This window comes from Sorangium sp. So ce426, from assembly GCF_051475585.1.
GTDB classification, from domain to species: Bacteria; Myxococcota_A; Polyangia; order Polyangiales; family Polyangiaceae; genus Sorangium; species Sorangium cellulosum_B.
This window is the reverse complement of record NZ_CP150341.1, coordinates 8,694,734-8,709,474: the sequence shown is the minus strand read 5'-3', so window position 1 is coordinate 8,709,474 and position 14,741 is coordinate 8,694,734. Positions and strand designations below refer to the sequence as shown.

The window sequence follows — 14,741 nt, the reverse complement described above, 5'->3', positions numbered from 1 at the left end:
CTGGAACGGCTTCCTCACGCCTCCGCCCATGGCATGCTGCCCCTCCGGGCCGCCCCATGCGCTTCGTCACCTACACCCCGCCTCCCCCCCTCGGCCGCTTCGTCCGCCTGCTCTGGTACTACGCCGCCCCCGAGCTCCCCGACCTGCTGGAGCGGGTGCTCCCCACCGGCGCCATGAGCCTCCTCATCAACCTCGCCGAGGACGAGCTGCGCTGGTACGACGGCGCTGCCGAGGACGGCGCCGCCGAGCACGTCGCTGCCGACGGCGGCGCACCCGGCCCCCGCGCCCCAGCCCGCTGCCACCGCCTCTCCGGCATCGCCGTCTGCGGCGCCCACGCCGAGCACTTCGCGATCGACGCGGCGGAGCAGCGCGCGATCGTGGGCGCGGAGCTCTCCCCGGGCGGCGCGGCCCCGTTCTTCGGCCCGGACGCCGCGGCGCTCGGCGGCGCCCACGTCTCGCTCGACGCGCTGTGGGGCCGCGAGGCCGCCCTCGTCCGCGAGCGCGTCCTCGAGGCGAAGACCCCCGAGGAGAGGCTCCGCGCCCTCGAGTCCGCGCTCGCGTCGCGCCTCGTCCGCCCGCGCGGGCCGCTCGAGCGCGATCCCGCGGTCGACTTCGCGCTCGGCGCGTTCGTCGATCCCTCCCGCGCGTGGACCGTGGCCGACGTGACAGGGCAGCTCGGGATGAGCTCGAAGCGGTTCATCCAGAGCTTCACCGAGCGGGTCGGCCTCACCCCGAAGCGTTATTGCCGCGTTCAGCGCTTCCAGCAGGCGCTCTCCGCGATCGAGCGCGGCGAGCGCGTCTCCTGGGCGGGCGTCGCGGCCGCGTGCGGCTATTACGACCAGGCGCACTTCATCCACGACTTCCGCGCGTTCGCCGGCCTCACGCCCACCGAGTACGTGACCAGGCGCCGCGAGCGGAACCATGTCCCGCTCGACGGCTGACCGCCTGCGCTGGCCGAGCCGGCGCTGCCAGCTCGGCCGGCTCGGCAGGCCGGCACGTTTTTACAATACCCGCTCCGGCCGCGTGGGCATCCTTCGCCCATGACCCAGCGACCCCACCCCATCGCCCCGCCCCCGTACCACGCCGTCGTGCCGCACATCGTCGTCGCCGGCGCGCCCGACGCCATCGCCTTCTACAAGAAGGTGTTCGGCGCGACCGAGAAGCTGCGCCTCGCCGACCCGAAGCTCGGCGGCGCCATCGTCTGCGCCGAGCTCGTGATCGGCGACTCCGTCATCAGCGTCGCCGACGAGGCCCCCCAGTGGAACGCGCGCGGCCCGAAGGCGCTCGGCGGCTCGCCGATCGTCCTCACGCTGAACGTCGAGGACCCCGACGCGGTCGCCGCGCGCGCCGTCGAGGCGGGGGCCAAGATCATCTACCCGATCGCGGACCAGTTCTACGGCCGGCGAGAGGGCAGGATCGAGGACCCGTTCGGGCACCAGTGGATCCTGTCGGCCGTCATCGAGGACGTCTCGGTCGAGGAGATGCAGGTGCGCATGGCGAAGTGGTGGGAAGAGCAGGGCCCGAGCGGCGCCTGACCCGCGCCGCGACGGCCGCGCCGCCGCGCCTCCGCCCACGACGCGGCGGCGCGGCCGCAGGCTCACCGGGCCCATCGCTTCCGGGCGCGGGGCGCGGACGCGGCGGCCCTCGACGGCTCCGGCTCGTGCGGCAGATCGTGCGGCGTGGCGCCGCACGTCACGCAGGCCTCCAGCCTCGTGGATCTCGGCGCGTGCGACGACTCCGGCGCCATGCCGGCGTCGGGCCAGCCGCACGACACGAGCTCGCTCCCGGCGTCCGTCGGCGTGAGCGAGTCCGCCATCGAGTGGACCGAGCGCTTCATCTCGGTGAGGCGCGCCAGCTGAAGGACGAGCGCCGTGAGCCGGGCCGGATTGAACGGCTTGAGCAGGACGTGGTGATACACGGCCTCCTTCGAGCGCGTGTACTCCTCGGCGCCGGTGATGAGGAGACAGCTCGTGTACACGGGCATGTTCGCCACCCTCCGGAGCAGCTCGTCCCCTTTCATCCCAGGCATCACCACGTCGGAGCAGACCAGGTGAAACTCCCTGGTCTCGAGCAAGACGAGCGCCTGCTCCGCCGACGTACATTCCACGACGTCGACGTCCCCGGAGAGGACCGCGGAAATGGACCTCAGCGCCCTTTCGTCGTCGTCGACGACGAGGACGCAATACTTTCGTCGGGAAGACGAGATCGTGGCGTCCCTGTGCTGACCCTGCGAAGAGGTGCGATGGACTCTTACGGTCGATGACACGGTGGCTGCCTCCCTGCGACGATCGCGGGCCCGCATCTCCTGCCGCTGTGCCGCGGAAGTGCGCGAGCGCGCTTGCGTGGTGTCGATGGCCTGCACGGCGGCACCCCCCGGCGCCGACGGCCTGTTCTATCGAGGTGTACACGACGATGTTTGTTCGAGTCAACCGCGCAACATGCCCTCTCGACAGACCAGCACGAAGATCTCGAGTTCCGTTCGACCTGCTTGGACGGTGTCGCGGAGGCGCTCGGGACGTCGAAGATGCAACGCGAACGGCCCAGTTCAGCGCGGCTGCGGGCGCCCGCCGCGGGTCACGATCGCGATGCACGGTGGAAACAAATGTGCATTGTTCGAATCTTCACATGGTTATTGTGTGAGCTGTGGTACTCGCGGTGCCCTTCCTCTCTCCTTCGCTCGTCTTCGCGCGGCTGGCACTTACGGGTTGATCGGGACTTCCCTGTTTCTGTCGGGACTTCCCCCTGTCCCAGGTGCTCTGTTCGTGGGGAGCTGGCGTTTTCGTGCTCTGCAGCTTGCGTCAGCCCGTGCGATCGCCCGCGTCGAACCGTGGGGCGAACCGCGGTGGCGACGGGCAGGTGCCTCGATCACTCCTGTTGAGTCCGCCGAGCGATGGCTCGTGAAACGGCTCGTAATCGACGCGGACGGGGGCAGAGGCGATCACCGCTGTGCTGCTGGCGCCCTCTCCGCTCGTTGGCCCAGGTGAGCGCCGACTACGACGCTTTCTTCCACGTCCTCCATGCGCGGCCGCGATCACCGCCGCGCGCGGCTCCGGAACGCGCGGCTCTTCGCGCCTTGCGCGGCCATCGCCGGCGAGATCGTCCCCGCGAGGACGACGCGCACGTCGCGGTCGAGCGTACCCCCGCCGGCGCGTCCCGCCGCCGGCGCCGATCGCCCGCGTGGCTGGCGGCGCGGCGCTCGGAGGCCCAGCCTCCACGGGATCTCGCGCCGACGGCCGGCGCCCTCCGCCGCGCCGCCTCCGCGGCGCCCCGATCCCGCCACGCAGCCCGATCCCGTGCACGCTCTCGAGCACCTCTCGCCCGCCTGAGGGTAGACTCGGCGCAATGTTCTGGTTCGATGCCGTCCTGCTCGGGGTCCTCGAGGGCCTGACCGAGTTCCTTCCCGTCTCGTCCACCGGTCATCTCATCCTGCTCGGCGCGTGGCTCGGTCACCAGAGCGAGGCGGCGAAGACGCTCGATATCGTGATCCAGCTCGGCGCGGTGCTCGCCGTCGTCGTCTATTTCCGCGAGCGCCTCTCGACCACCGTGCGCGGCATGGTCCGGCGGGATCCGGACAGCCTCCGCCTCGCGCTCGCCCTCGCGTTCGCGTTTCTCCCCGCCGCCGTGGTCGGCCTGCTCTTCCACAAGGCCATCAAGGCGCACCTGTTCGGCCCGGGGCCCGTCGCGGCCGCGCTCATCGTCGGCGGCTTCCTGATGATCGGCGTCGAGTCGGTCCGCCGCCGCCGGCCGGATCAGGGCGCCCCGCGCGTCGAGGACGTCACGCTCCAGCGCGCGCTCGCGATCGGCTTCGCGCAGTGCTTCTCGCTCTGGCCCGGCGCGTCGCGCTCGATGACCACCATCGTCGGCGGGCAGCTCTCCGGCCTCAGCACCGCCGCGGCCGCCGAGTTCTCGTTCCTCCTCGCCATCCCCACGCTCGGCGCCGCGACCGTCTTCGATCTCGTCAAGAACGGCCGCGCCTTGCTCGACGCCCCAGGCGGGATCGTGGCGCTCGTGGTCGGGCTCGCCGTCTCGTTCGCCGTCGCCCTGCTCGTGATCGCGGTCTTCCTGCGTTACCTGAAGCGTTATGGCCTCGCGCCGTTCGGCTGGTACCGCGTCGCGCTCGGCGCCCTCGTCCTCTGGCTCTGGATCGCCAGCCGCTCCGCCCCCGCCGAGGCCGGCGCCGCCGCGGCCTCACCCGCGCCGCGGGGGGACGTCGCGGCGGCAGCGGACGGCCTCGCCCGTACCGGCGATCACCCGAGCCGCCCGTAACCCTACAGCCAGCTGGCGCGGCGAGGCGCGCAGGAGGCCGCGTGGAGCCGGCGCGCCCGCGCGAGGCGCGAGGCGCGAGGCGCCGCGAGGCGCGAGGCGCCGCGAGGCGCGAGGCGCGAGGCGCGAGGCGCGAGGCGCGAGGCGCGAGGCGCGAAAACGCGAACACGCGAACACAGACGCGCGGTGGCCTCGACCACGGACGGCCCGCTTGCGAAGGACGGCGCATCGGGCTAGGATGCTTCTTCTCACGAACGTCCCTGGCCCTCGATACGACGCTTTCCTGTTTCCCTCTCGTGAGGGAGCCTGCAGCTCGCTCGGACGACTGGACGACGCACCGTGTGACCGCGCGGGAGTTCCGCGCGGCACGTCTCCGTTCGATCCGTTACGGCTTCGTCGGATGGCAGGCCGAGAGCGCCGCAGTGGCGCACCAGAAAGCCGTAAAAAAAAGCAGGATGGCATGGGAAATCGTCTCTACGTAGGAAACCTTTCGTTCAGCACCACCCGCGAGACCCTCGAGTCCGCGTTCGCCGCAGCCGGCGAGGTCCGTGAGATCGCGATGCCGACCGACCGCGAGACGGGGCAGCCGCGCGGCTTCGCGTTCGTGACCATGGGCTCGGCCCAGGCCGCGAACAGCGCGATCTCGCAGCTGAACGGCGCGGTCCTCGACGGCCGCGCGCTCAAGGTCAACGAAGCGCAGGAGCGCCCGGCGCGCGGCTTCGGCGGCGGCGGCGGGGGCGGCTTCGGCGGCGGCGGTGGGGGCGGTGGGGGCGGCTTCGGCGGCGGCGGCGGCGGCTTCGGTGGCGGCGGCTACGGCGGCGGCGGCGGCGGTGGCCGCGGCGGTCGCGGTGGCTCCGGCGGCCGCGGCGGTCGCGGCGACCGGTACTGATCGCGGGCGCGGCGCGGCGCCGCTCGTGCGCCGCGCCTGCGCCTTCAGGACGCACCGCGAGGTGCTGAAGAACGCGCCGCCCGGAGGCGCGGAAAGGCCTGGCTCCCTATGCAGCAGAAACAGGCAGCAATGAAGCGGCAAAAAGAACGCGCCCGGCAGGAAAAGCAGCGCGAGAAAGACGCGAACCGTCTCGCGCGCCGCAAGGAAAAGGGCCCCGGCGACGGCGGGGCACCGGGGGAGGATCCGGACATCGCCGGGATCGTCCCGGGGCCACAGCCTCCCATCACCGAGTGAAGCGCGGAGCGTGAGCCGAGGCGCGGACAGCGCCTCGGCCGCCGCTCGCGGCGTACGCCGTCCCGGGCGATAAGCGCCCGCCCTACGCCTCGGGGCTACGGTACGTGGCCGTGGCGACGTAGCGGAGGACCCGGGAGCAGCACTCGCCACCACAGCTCCCTCGACAGGCGCATTCCCCCTCGAACCGCGGCGTGCGCGAGGCGAGGCCGCGCAGGATCTCCTGCGTCACGTCGTAGCCGCCGTTGTCACACGACGAGTACGAGCACGGCATTTCGAACAGCGCATGCGCATGCTCGACAACGACGCGGCGAATGTACTGCGTCTCATTCATGGCCGAATTGGGCCGGGTCTCGCGAATTTCCAGATTCAGGCTCGTGAGCTGCGGCACCTTCTGAAGGAGCTTGCCGGCCGCCTGCTCTCGCTTCTCGCGGAGCAGCATGCGCTCCTCCCGCTCGATATTCCGGCGACGATTCGCTGAATACATCGATCACCTCTGTCCTGCCGGGCAGGAATATATCAATCCCCCTGGCCCCTGTTCAGTATAGCGCAGGCGACCGGTCGGCGCATGCACAATCTGGGCTCTCCACGTTGTCGGCGTTCTGTATTCGTGGCCTCATCCACGGCGAAAGAGCGTGACGAGAGCGTGACGGAAGACCGCCTGGAGCAGGATCTGGCAATCCGGGAGCTCGTCGAGCGGGCGGGAGCGTACGCGCACGACCCGCAGTTGCGCACGACGGGAGAGAGGACCTTCGTGAGAGGCAATGAGCACTTGCCGCCGTATCTCCGGGCGCGCGGTTCCATCGCCGCAAAGAGGCCTTAGGTTGCCCCCGATATGCACGAAGAAGCCCTGCGCGACCCGCAGCGGTCGCCTTCAGAGGAGGCTCCACACCAGCAGGAGCAGCGGCTCGCGCGCGCCGCGGCGCTCGCGGCGTGCGCGCCTGTGCCCGCCCGCATCGGCAACGCCCTTGCCGGGACCGCCGGGTGGACGGACCCGACCCTGGTGAAGAGCCACCGATTCTACCCGAAGGGCGTGTCGAGCCCGGCACAACGGCTGAAGTTCTACGCGTCCCAGTTCCCCGTGGTCGAGGTCAACTCGAGCTATTACGCCCTCCCGGGTCCGGGGACGGTGGCGCAGTGGGTCGAGCGGACTCCGCCTGATTTCGTGTTCAACATGAAGGCGTTCGCGCCGCTCACCCAGCACCCCGTGGAGCCCGTCCGCCTCCCCCCGGACGTCCAGGGCGCGCTGCCAGCCTCGCTCTTCGACCGGCGGCGCCTTTACCCGGCAGACCTGCCGGCCGAGGTCAGAGACGCGCTCTGGGAGCGCTTCCGGCTGGCGCTCGATCCGCTGCGCCAGGCGGGCAAGCTGGGGTATGTGCTCTTCCAGTTCCCTCCGTGGTTCACGGCGACGCGCGGCAACGTGCGTGTCATCGAGGATTGCCGGCGGCGCATGGACGGGCTTCCGTTCGCCGTCGAGCTCCGGCACGGGTCATGGGGCAAGCCTGGACGCATCGAGCGCGTCGCGGATCTCCTCCGAGATCTCGGCGCGTTCTACGTCATCGTCGATGAGCCGCAGGGCAAGGACAACAGCATGCCTCCCACCGCCCTCGTCGCCGATCCTCGCCTCGCCGTGGTGCGCTTCCACGGCCGGCGCGAGGAGACCTGGGACGCGCCCGTCGGCGTGAACGAGAAGTTCAGGTACGTCTACGATCCCGTGGAGCTCGCGCCCTGGGCGGAGACCGTCGCGCGGCTCTCCCAGGAGGCAGAGCAGGTCCACGCGATCTTCAACAACTGCGTGTCCGACCATGCCGTGGTCGGCGCCAGAGGGCTCATGGCCCTCCTCGCCCGCAGGGCAGCCGCGCTGGCAGACGAGAGCGCCCCGGTCCCGGCAGGCCCGGCCGTCCACTGAGCCTCGCTGCGCCGCGGCGGCCAGTGAATCACGGTAGTCTCAGCCCTGATGATGCAGTCCAGAGCGGCGGGCGCTCCCCGCCTCGCAGCGCCACCGCGCCCGTCGCGGCGCGCGGCCGCGCTCCTCGCTGCGCTCGCGCTCGCCCGCTGCGGCGGAGCGCCGGCCCGACCCGCGCCGCAAGAGCGCGACGCGCCCGCGGCGGCGCGCCCCCCGCCGCCCGCGCCCATGCCCGCCCGCTGGGTCGACGCGAGCGGCGCGACAGCGATCGGGCCCCGGGTCGTCGGCGGCACGCTCGCGCTCGTCGGCGGCCAGCGCGTCCTCGTCGGGGCCGACGGCGCGGCGCGGCCGGAGACCGCGGCGTGCCCCGAGCCGCTGATCGAGCTCGCGCTGGTTCCGTCCGCGACCGGCCCGCGGCTCGTCGGGCGCGGAGTCCACGGTGTCTACCGGTTCGATGACCCGCTCGGCGCGCCCGCGATCCTCGCCCGCTCCGAGACGGACCTCCAGCGCATCGGCGGCGGGCCCGCCGTCGTCGCGGTCTGGGATGCCATCGCCGACTCCCCGATCTTCCTCGACGTCGAGACGGGACAGCCACGCGCGCTGCCGGGCTTGCCCGCACTGCCGCTGCGCGCCCTCGCGTTCCGCGACGCGCGGCACGGCGCCGGGCTCTTCGAGGCGGCGGGGCTCGCGGTCACGGCCGACGGCGGCTTGTCGTGGCGCCCCGTCGCGCCGTCGCCGGGCGGGGACGGCGTGGACGGCGACCCCGCCGCGCTGCTCCGCGTCGCCGACGTCCGTCTGCGCGACGGCGAGCTGATCGCCGTGACGCAGGGCAGGGCCTCGTCGCCCGGGCAGCGCGAGGCGCGGATCCTGGTCGCCGAGGCGCGGCTCGGGCCCGCGCCCGCGCCCGCGCCCGCGCCCGCGCCCGCGCCCGCCGCCGACGACGACGACGACGACGCGCCCGAGCCCGGCCCAGGCGCGCCCCTGCTCCGCTGGATCCGCGCGACGGGGCGCCACCCGCTCGAGGCGGCGATCTCGAGCGGCGCGGCGTGGACGTCCGCCGCGATCACGGCGAGCCACGGCGTCCTCGCCCGCGTGGATCTCGCCACCGGCGCGCTCCACGAGGTCGCCCCCTTCGGCTGCGGCGACTGGCTGAACGTCTGCGGCGTCGGCCGCGCGGGGCGCGCGGCGTGGGTGGCCTGCGCGCTCGGCGAGGGCGGGACGGACGGCCGCCACGATCCGTTCGGCGTGCTCCAGGTCAAGGCCGACCGCCCTCTCGGCAGCGAGCCCCCCGTCCTCGTGCGGAGCGGCGAGGCCGAGCTCCGCGTGTCCCCGAGCGGCGGCGCCCTGCTGCTCGCGCCGTGCGACGCGGAGGACGAGGGCAGCGTGTGCGTGCGCCAGCCGAGCGGCCGGTGGAGCACGGTCCGCCCTGGCGCGGACGTCCGCTGGCGCGGCGCCGGCGCGCTCGCCGACGGCCGGATCGCGATCCTGCGCGGGCTCTGGGACAGCGACGTCGCGCCCCGCGACGAGCCCGCGCCGCGCGGCGACGGCCGCGAGGGCGCCTCGCCCGGCGCCCATGTCGCGGTGATCGACGCCGGCGGCAGGGAGGCTCCGCTGCTCCCGCTCGGCTGGCTGCGCGGCGCGGGCGACGACGTCAACGTGGTCAGCCCGATCGAGGAGGGGCAGGACGGCGCGCTGTCGTTCGTGGTGGCCGACGAGGCCGGAGAGCTCACCGCCGTCGTCCTTTCCCCCGGCGGCGAGGCCTCGCGGGCTCGCCTCGCCGGGGCCGCGCACGCCGTGGTCCACGCCGGCCGCGGGATCGCCGTCGGGGAAGGGAAGGTGCTCGCGTCGGATGACGCCGGCCGCACGTGGTCGCCGATCGAGGTCCCACCCCAGGCCGCGGCGGAGATCGCCCGGAGTGGCGACCTGCTCGCCGAGCCCGGGATGCTGGCCGTGAACGAGGCCGGCCTGAGGATCTCGACCCACCTCCGCGTCGGCTGGGGGCCGCCGCTGCCCGCGCAGGGAGCGCCGCCCCGCGGCCCTGCGCTCGGGGCCGCGCCGCTCCTGCCGCTCCGCCCGCCGCCGTCCCCGGCGCTGCCGGAGCGCGCGCTCGCCTGCACGACACAGCCGGGGCCGCCGCTCTCGCCAGCGGGCGTGCCGCCGCCGCGCAGCACCCAGGAGGCGCTCGCGCTGCTCACCCGCGACATGAAGCCCGGAGCGGACGGCCAGCGGCGCGTCTCGTCGGTGAGCAACAGGCGCTGGGGCCAGCTCTCCACCGTCGCCGCGCTCGAGGTGCGCTCGCCCGACGGCGCTGCTGCCAGAGGCGCCGGCGCCGATCTCCAGGCGCGCGGCGCCTCCGCCGCGCCGCGGGCGACGTGGACGCTGCGCTGGCTCGACCCGACCGAGCTCCAGGCCAGGGTCCGCTCGTGGACGGGCCCGGCGCCCGAGGGCGTCGGCCGGGACGCGATCCTCGCCCGGTTCGCGGCGTCCGGGGGCCGGATCCTGTTCGGGGTGCGCGCCTCGGGCCGCGACGTGCTGATCCAGGTGAGGCCGGGCCGCGGCGCCGAGGTCGCCGAGGTGCCGCTGGAGCTGATGCCCGAGGCGGAGGTCGCCTTCAGCGAGGCGCCGGATGGCCCCGTCGCGTGGCTCCGCGGGGCGTCGCTCATCGCGTGGTCCTTCGGCGAGGCCCCGCGGCCGATCGCCTCGCTCGCGAACCTCGGCGAGCCCGCGCTGGGGCAGCCGACGAGCGCCGGGGTGCCGCTCTTGCTCAGCTTCCACGGCCTGACGCTCGGCCGGACGGTGCCGATCCCGCCTGCCGCGACGACGGCGCAAGGTGCGACGGCGAAGGCCCCGCCGCTCCTGCCGCTCGACGGCTGGGAGATCGTCCCCAATGTCCGCACCGAGCTCACCCGCATGCCGGCGTGCGCCGCGCGCCCGCCCGGCGCGCGCTTCCTGCTCGATCGGGCGAGCGCGTTCGCGACGATCGATGGCCGCCGCGCGCCCGCGAGCACGGCTGTCTATGACGTCCGTGTGTCGGGTCGTGACGTTTGCGTGGCGAAGATCGCCGCGCTGATGGATCTGGAGCGGCGGACCGACGGCCAGCCCAGCGCTGGCCCGCTCGCGTTCGTTCGCGCCGATCTCGCGGCCCGCCGCGCCGAAGGCAGCGATCGCGGGATCGGCCATGGCGCCGGGAAGCTCGGCGGAATCGGCAGAACGGAGGGCGCGGCAGCGGGCAGACCAGCGGGCGGACCCGCGGACAGATCCGCGCGCCGCCTCGCGTGCTCGCTGCCCGTCCGGCCCTGAGTTTGCCCCTCTCGCGGGGAGCTTCACGCTCGACGGCCCACCCCCCGCGCGGGTATATGTTCGCGCCCTATGTCCTCTCCGAAGCATCCTCGCCCCTCGCACCGCCAGCTCGGCGACGGCGTCGAAGACCAGCTCGTCCCGCTCGCCGCGCTCGACCCGCTGAAGATCGATTCGTTCGACGATCTGCTCCGCGCGATGAGCAGGACCGCGTTCAGCGGCCGCGCGCTCGGCGAGGCGTGCGACGTGCTCGAGGCGATGGTGCGCGACGAGGACTGCCTCGTCGTGGCGACGTTCTCCGGCGCGATGACGGTCGCCAAGATGGGCGTCGTCATCGTCAGGATGATCGAGGCCGGCATGATCGACTGCATCATCAGCACGGGGGCGCTCATGGCGCACGGGCTGAGCGAGGCGGTCGGCCTGACCCATTACAAGGCGAACCCGGGCATCTCCGACGAGACGTACTTCGAGAAGGGGTACAACCGCGTCTACGACACGCTCGAGATGGAGAAGAACCTCAACGCGATCGAGGTCTTCGTCCGGAAGGAGCTCGACAAGCTGGACCCCGGCTCTCCCTGGTCGAGCGAGATCATCTGCCGCCAGCTCGGCAAGGCGCTCGCGGAGATGGGCGACTCGCCGGGCGTGCTCCGGAGCGCGTACCTCCGCGACGTCCCCGTCTACGTGCCGGCCTTCACCGACAGCGAGATGGGCCTCGACGTGGCGACGTGGATGCTGCGCAAGGTGAAGGCGGAGCACGGCGACAAGCCGGGCTTCGACCTGTGGCGCGAGGCCGTGCCGCCGCCGTACAATCCATTCCTCGATCTGCTGAGCTACGCCCGCCTGGTCCGCAAGAAGAAGCGCCTCGGCATCTTCACCATCGGCGGCGGCGTGCCGCGCAACTGGGCCCAGCAGGTCGCGCCGTTCTACGACATCGTCGGCGATCGCCTGGACATCGAGGTCGATCACCCGCGGTTCCAGTACGGCGTCCGCATCTGCCCCGAGCCCGTCCACTGGGGCGGCCTGTCCGGCTGCACGTACTCCGAGGGCGTGAGCTGGGGCAAGTTCACCCCGCCGCAGGAGGGCGGGCGCTTCGCCGAGGTGTACGCGGACGCCACGGTCGCGTGGCCGCTCCTTGTGCGCGCGCTGCTCGAGCGGCTCGGCAAGATGCCGAAATGAAATAGAGTAGGGCGAGGAGGTCACCGTGCTCGCCCCCAAGCGCCGCTCGCCGCGCACCCACTGGGTGCTCCTCTCCCTGGCCGCCGCCGGCGGCGCGCTCGTTTCCGCTGGCTGCCCTTCGCCCGAGGAGCGCGCCTGCGACCGCATCTGCGATTGCTCCGGCTGCAGCGAGGCGAGGTACCTCGAGTGCGTCGGCAAGGCGGAGACCGCGCGCGCGGCCGCGGTGAAGGCGAGCTGCACCGGCTCCTTCGACGACTACGTGGCGTGCGTCGAGGAGGAGCTCGAATGCAAGGACGAGAGGTACCTGTTCGACGGCTGCGACAGCCAGCGAGACAGCCTCCGTGGCTGCGGCATCTCCATCTTCCGCAGCGTCTGCGAGGACGCCAACGACGTCTTCATGGCGTGCGGGCTGGGAGTCCCGTTCTCGACCAACCCCGACGACTGCGTCGGGTCGATCGTGTGCAACGCCCGCTGCATCATCGGCATGTCCTGCAATGGGCTGAACGGGATCGATTTCGAGGAGTCGCAGCGCTTCAACGAGTGCACGACCACCTGCTTCAGCATGCCCCAGGGCCCTGAGCCCCCGCGCTAGGGGCCCGCGATGAAGCTGTCCTGGTAGCCCGGGTCCTCCACCGCGAGCGCGGCCGCGGTGGCCGAGAGCGGGCGGATCGTGTCGAGCATGACCGCGAGCTCGCTCGTCTCGCGGGCCCCGAGGCTCGCCTCGTACGCGCCTGGGTGCGGCCCGTGCGGGACGCCGGCCGGATGGTGCGAGATGCTGCCGGGGCCGACGCCGCGGCGCGAGGTGAAGTTGCCGCGGCAGTAGAACAGGAACTCGTCGCAATCGACCGACGCGTGGGGGTACGGGCAGGGGATCGCCTCCGGGTGGAAGTCGGTCGGGCGCGGCACGAAGCTGCAGACGAGGGCGCCGCGCGCGGCGAACGTCCCGTGCCAGTCCGGAGGCAGGTGCACGAGCCCGACGCGCGCCTGGAAGCGCTGGATGGGGAACGCGAACGGGTACACAGCCCCGTCCCAGCCGACGACGTCGAGCGGCGAGCGCTCGAGGGTGAAGCCGTGGAAGGCGCCGCCGCGCTTCACGACGAGCGCGCGGAGGCCCTCGTCGAGGGGGCCGACGAACGTGGGCCGCCGGAAATCGCGGTGCGAGTACGGCGCGTCCATCCGCAGCTGGCCGACCTCGTTGCGCCACTTGCGCGGGAGGTGGATGTCCGCGGCCTCGATCGAGAGCCACCGCTGGGGCGCGGCGTCCGGGAGGAAGCGGTAGAAGAGCCCCTTCGGGATGACGACGTAGTCGTCCTGCTCGAAGCGGAGATCGCCGAGCATCGTGCGCAGGACGCCGCCCCCGTGGAAGACGAAGAACAGCTCGTCGGCGTCCGCGTTCGCGAAGTACACCGGATCGGCCGCGTCCGGCTGGACGAGCCCGATCACCACGTCGTCGTTGAAGAGCAGCGGCACGCGGCAGTCGACGGCGGGCCCGCCCCGCCGCGGCAGATCCTGCGACCGGTAGTGCCGCTTCGCGAGCGGGCGCGCCGGCGCGGCGACCGGCAGCGCGAAGCCGTGCGCGGCCTCCGCGACCCGGTGCTCGTGCGGCCGGCGCTCGTGGTAGGCGATCGTGTAGGGGCCGTCGAAGCCCGCCCGCGTCAGGCACTCCTCGTAGCGGAGATCCCCCGCCTCGCTGCGCAGGGCGATGTGGTGCTTGGGCGGGACGATCCCGGCGACGACGCGATCGAGCATCAGCCGTGCCCCCCCGCCTTCTGCTGCCGCTCGATGCTCTCGAACAGCGCCCGGAAATTGCCGGCGCCGAAGCCGCGGTCCCCCTTGCGCTGGATGAGCTCGAAGAAGAACGGTCCGGCCTCGGGATCGCGGTGCGTGCCCGACGACTCCTTGAGGAAGATCTGGAGGAGGTACGACCTCGCGCCGTCGCCGTCGACCAGCACCTCGAGCTCGCGCAGCGCCGCCACGTCCTCGTCGATCTGCCCGATGCCGAGCCGCTGCAGGCGCTCGGGAAGCATGTCGTAATAGGCGGCCGGGGTCGGCATGAACTCCACGCCCCGGCCGCGCATCGCGCGCACGGCGGCGAGGATGTCGTCGACGGCGAGCGCCACGTGCTGCACGCCGTCGCCGCGGTGCTCCTCGTTGAAGACGTTGATCTGCGAGCTCTTGAAGTGCGGCCGGTAAGGCTCGTTGTTCGCGAACTTCACGCCCGAGGCCGGGTCCCACATCACGGCCGAGCGCAGGCCCGAGCCGTGGTTGGCGTCCTTCGCGACGTCGTTCGTGTGGAACGCGATCTGCCAGAACGGCTCGAGCCCGAGCACGTGCTCCATCCAGAGCAGGGCGGGCGCCATCGTCTGGAAGTTCGAGGTGATGTGATCGAACCGGGTGATCCCGAAGCGGTTCTCGCCGCCGCGCGGCGTGTCGTAGGCCACGCAGCCGGGGAACAGCGCGGGGTAGCCGCGCCGCTCCACGAAGCGGAAGGTGGTGTCGCCGAACGGCGTCGTGATCGAGAACGAGGCGAAGGTGCCGCCTGCCTCCGTCACCCGATGCACCTCGTCGATCGGCGTACCCCCGCGGCCGTCGAGCAGCCGGAAGGCGCGGTCGACGTCCTCCACCTCGAAGATGACCGTGCCCACCCCGTCGGGGTGCTTGCGCAGGTAGCGCCACGCCCGCCCCCCCTCGCCGGCGGGCTCCGAGCAGACGACGACGCACTCGCCGGCCTGGAAGACGACCGAGCGCTGCGCCGCCGCCGCGGTGAGCTCCGGCGAGCTCGCGGCGATCTCCTGGAAATCGAGCTTCTCCGTGTAGAACCTGCGGCTCCGCTCCAGGTCGCGCACGTAGTAGTGCAGCGCCTCCACGCGCTTGATGCCGATCGACTCCACCTTGGCCATCCGGGTCCTCCGTCGCGAG

General features: G+C 72.8%; 13 protein-coding genes. 9 read left to right on the top strand and 4 right to left on the bottom strand.

Annotation, left to right across the window (positions count from 1 at the left end; genetic code table 11):
• Positions 1 to 56 precede the first annotated feature (56 nt).
• Entirely contained in the window at positions 57 to 941 is an 885-nt protein-coding gene (locus tag WMF44_RS32380) for a helix-turn-helix domain-containing protein (protein WP_437293909.1), read from the top strand.
• 99 nt (positions 942 to 1,040) lie between these two features.
• The gene (locus tag WMF44_RS32375) at positions 1,041 to 1,535 is read left to right on the top strand and encodes a VOC family protein (protein WP_437293908.1); all 495 of its coding nucleotides are present in this window, start codon (positions 1,041 to 1,043) and stop codon (positions 1,533 to 1,535) included.
• A gap of 62 nt (positions 1,536 to 1,597) precedes the next feature.
• Here the strand turns inward: WMF44_RS32375 and WMF44_RS32370 are convergent, their stop codons facing one another.
• Complete coding sequence (locus tag WMF44_RS32370) at positions 1,598 to 2,206, bottom strand: response regulator (protein WP_437301638.1); 609 nt, start codon at positions 2,204 to 2,206, stop codon at positions 1,598 to 1,600.
• 1,136 nt (positions 2,207 to 3,342) lie between these two features.
• On the opposite strand from WMF44_RS32370, the gene WMF44_RS32365 reads away from it, so the two are divergent.
• From WMF44_RS32365 to WMF44_RS32355, 3 genes are all read left to right on the top strand, one after another.
• On the top strand, positions 3,343 to 4,266 hold the full coding sequence (locus WMF44_RS32365) for an undecaprenyl-diphosphate phosphatase (RefSeq protein ID WP_437293907.1): 924 nt from the start codon (positions 3,343 to 3,345) through the stop codon (positions 4,264 to 4,266).
• A 457-nt stretch (positions 4,267 to 4,723) separates the two neighbouring features.
• Positions 4,724 to 5,152 (top strand): RNA recognition motif domain-containing protein, encoded by a 429-nt coding sequence (locus WMF44_RS32360; protein ID WP_437293906.1) that lies wholly within the window; start codon positions 4,724 to 4,726, stop codon positions 5,150 to 5,152.
• A gap of 108 nt (positions 5,153 to 5,260) precedes the next feature.
• Positions 5,261 to 5,446: a hypothetical protein gene (locus tag WMF44_RS32355; RefSeq protein ID WP_437293905.1), complete on the top strand. Its 186-nt coding sequence runs from the start codon at positions 5,261 to 5,263 to the stop codon at positions 5,444 to 5,446.
• Positions 5,447 to 5,528: 82 nt separating this feature from the next.
• On the opposite strand, the gene WMF44_RS32350 is transcribed toward WMF44_RS32355, so the two are convergent.
• Complete coding sequence (locus tag WMF44_RS32350) at positions 5,529 to 5,930, bottom strand: hypothetical protein (RefSeq protein WP_437293904.1); 402 nt, start codon at positions 5,928 to 5,930, stop codon at positions 5,529 to 5,531.
• 348 nt (positions 5,931 to 6,278) lie between these two features.
• Between WMF44_RS32350 and WMF44_RS32345 the strand changes: the two genes are divergently transcribed.
• The 4 genes from WMF44_RS32345 to WMF44_RS32330 all read left to right on the top strand — a co-directional run bounded on the left by WMF44_RS32345 (position 6,279) and on the right by WMF44_RS32330 (position 12,414).
• Positions 6,279 to 7,352 carry a DUF72 domain-containing protein gene (locus tag WMF44_RS32345; RefSeq protein ID WP_437293903.1) on the top strand — a complete coding sequence of 358 codons (1,074 nt, stop codon included), beginning with the start codon at positions 6,279 to 6,281 and terminating at the stop codon, positions 7,350 to 7,352.
• 48 nt (positions 7,353 to 7,400) lie between these two features.
• Positions 7,401 to 10,649, top strand: coding sequence for a hypothetical protein (locus WMF44_RS32340; RefSeq protein WP_437293902.1), 3,249 nt, complete (start codon positions 7,401 to 7,403; stop codon positions 10,647 to 10,649).
• Positions 10,650 to 10,718: 69 nt separating this feature from the next.
• Positions 10,719 to 11,822 (top strand): deoxyhypusine synthase family protein, encoded by a 1,104-nt coding sequence (locus tag WMF44_RS32335; RefSeq protein WP_437293901.1) that lies wholly within the window; start codon positions 10,719 to 10,721, stop codon positions 11,820 to 11,822.
• A gap of 25 nt (positions 11,823 to 11,847) precedes the next feature.
• Positions 11,848 to 12,414 carry a hypothetical protein gene (locus WMF44_RS32330; RefSeq protein ID WP_437293900.1) on the top strand — a complete coding sequence of 189 codons (567 nt, stop codon included), beginning with the start codon at positions 11,848 to 11,850 and terminating at the stop codon, positions 12,412 to 12,414.
• On the opposite strand, the gene WMF44_RS32325 is transcribed toward WMF44_RS32330, so the two are convergent.
• Together WMF44_RS32325 and WMF44_RS32320 are read right to left on the bottom strand one after the other, a co-directional pair.
• The gene (locus tag WMF44_RS32325) at positions 12,411 to 13,571 is read right to left on the bottom strand and encodes a homogentisate 1,2-dioxygenase (protein WP_437293899.1); all 1,161 of its coding nucleotides are present in this window, start codon (positions 13,569 to 13,571) and stop codon (positions 12,411 to 12,413) included. The two genes, WMF44_RS32330 and WMF44_RS32325, sit on opposite strands and share 4 nt — an antisense overlap.
• Positions 13,571 to 14,722 (bottom strand): 4-hydroxyphenylpyruvate dioxygenase family protein, encoded by a 1,152-nt coding sequence (locus WMF44_RS32320; protein WP_437293898.1) that lies wholly within the window; start codon positions 14,720 to 14,722, stop codon positions 13,571 to 13,573. The genes WMF44_RS32325 and WMF44_RS32320 overlap by 1 nt, the downstream gene beginning before the upstream one ends.
• Between the last annotated feature and the right edge of the window lie 19 nt (positions 14,723 to 14,741).

Excerpts from the sequence above, each read along its gene's own strand:
- WMF44_RS32325 (WP_437293899.1), bottom strand. The coding sequence starts at position 13,571 with ATGCTCGATCGCGTCGTCGCCGGGATCGTCCCGCCCAAGCACCACATC.
- WMF44_RS32350 (WP_437293904.1), bottom strand. The coding sequence starts at position 5,930 with ATGTATTCAGCGAATCGTCGCCGGAATATCGAGCGGGAGGAGCGCATG.
- WMF44_RS32360 (WP_437293906.1), top strand. The coding sequence starts at position 4,724 with ATGGGAAATCGTCTCTACGTAGGAAACCTTTCGTTCAGCACCACCCGC.
- WMF44_RS32345 (WP_437293903.1), top strand. The coding sequence starts at position 6,279 with ATGCACGAAGAAGCCCTGCGCGACCCGCAGCGGTCGCCTTCAGAGGAG.
- WMF44_RS32320 (WP_437293898.1), bottom strand. The coding sequence starts at position 14,722 with ATGGCCAAGGTGGAGTCGATCGGCATCAAGCGCGTGGAGGCGCTGCAC.
- WMF44_RS32380 (WP_437293909.1), top strand. The coding sequence starts at position 57 with ATGCGCTTCGTCACCTACACCCCGCCTCCCCCCCTCGGCCGCTTCGTC.
- WMF44_RS32375 (WP_437293908.1), top strand. The coding sequence starts at position 1,041 with ATGACCCAGCGACCCCACCCCATCGCCCCGCCCCCGTACCACGCCGTC.
- WMF44_RS32355 (WP_437293905.1), top strand. The coding sequence starts at position 5,261 with ATGCAGCAGAAACAGGCAGCAATGAAGCGGCAAAAAGAACGCGCCCGG.
- WMF44_RS32335 (WP_437293901.1), top strand. The coding sequence starts at position 10,719 with ATGTCCTCTCCGAAGCATCCTCGCCCCTCGCACCGCCAGCTCGGCGAC.
- WMF44_RS32365 (WP_437293907.1), top strand. The coding sequence starts at position 3,343 with ATGTTCTGGTTCGATGCCGTCCTGCTCGGGGTCCTCGAGGGCCTGACC.
- WMF44_RS32340 (WP_437293902.1), top strand. The coding sequence starts at position 7,401 with ATGATGCAGTCCAGAGCGGCGGGCGCTCCCCGCCTCGCAGCGCCACCG.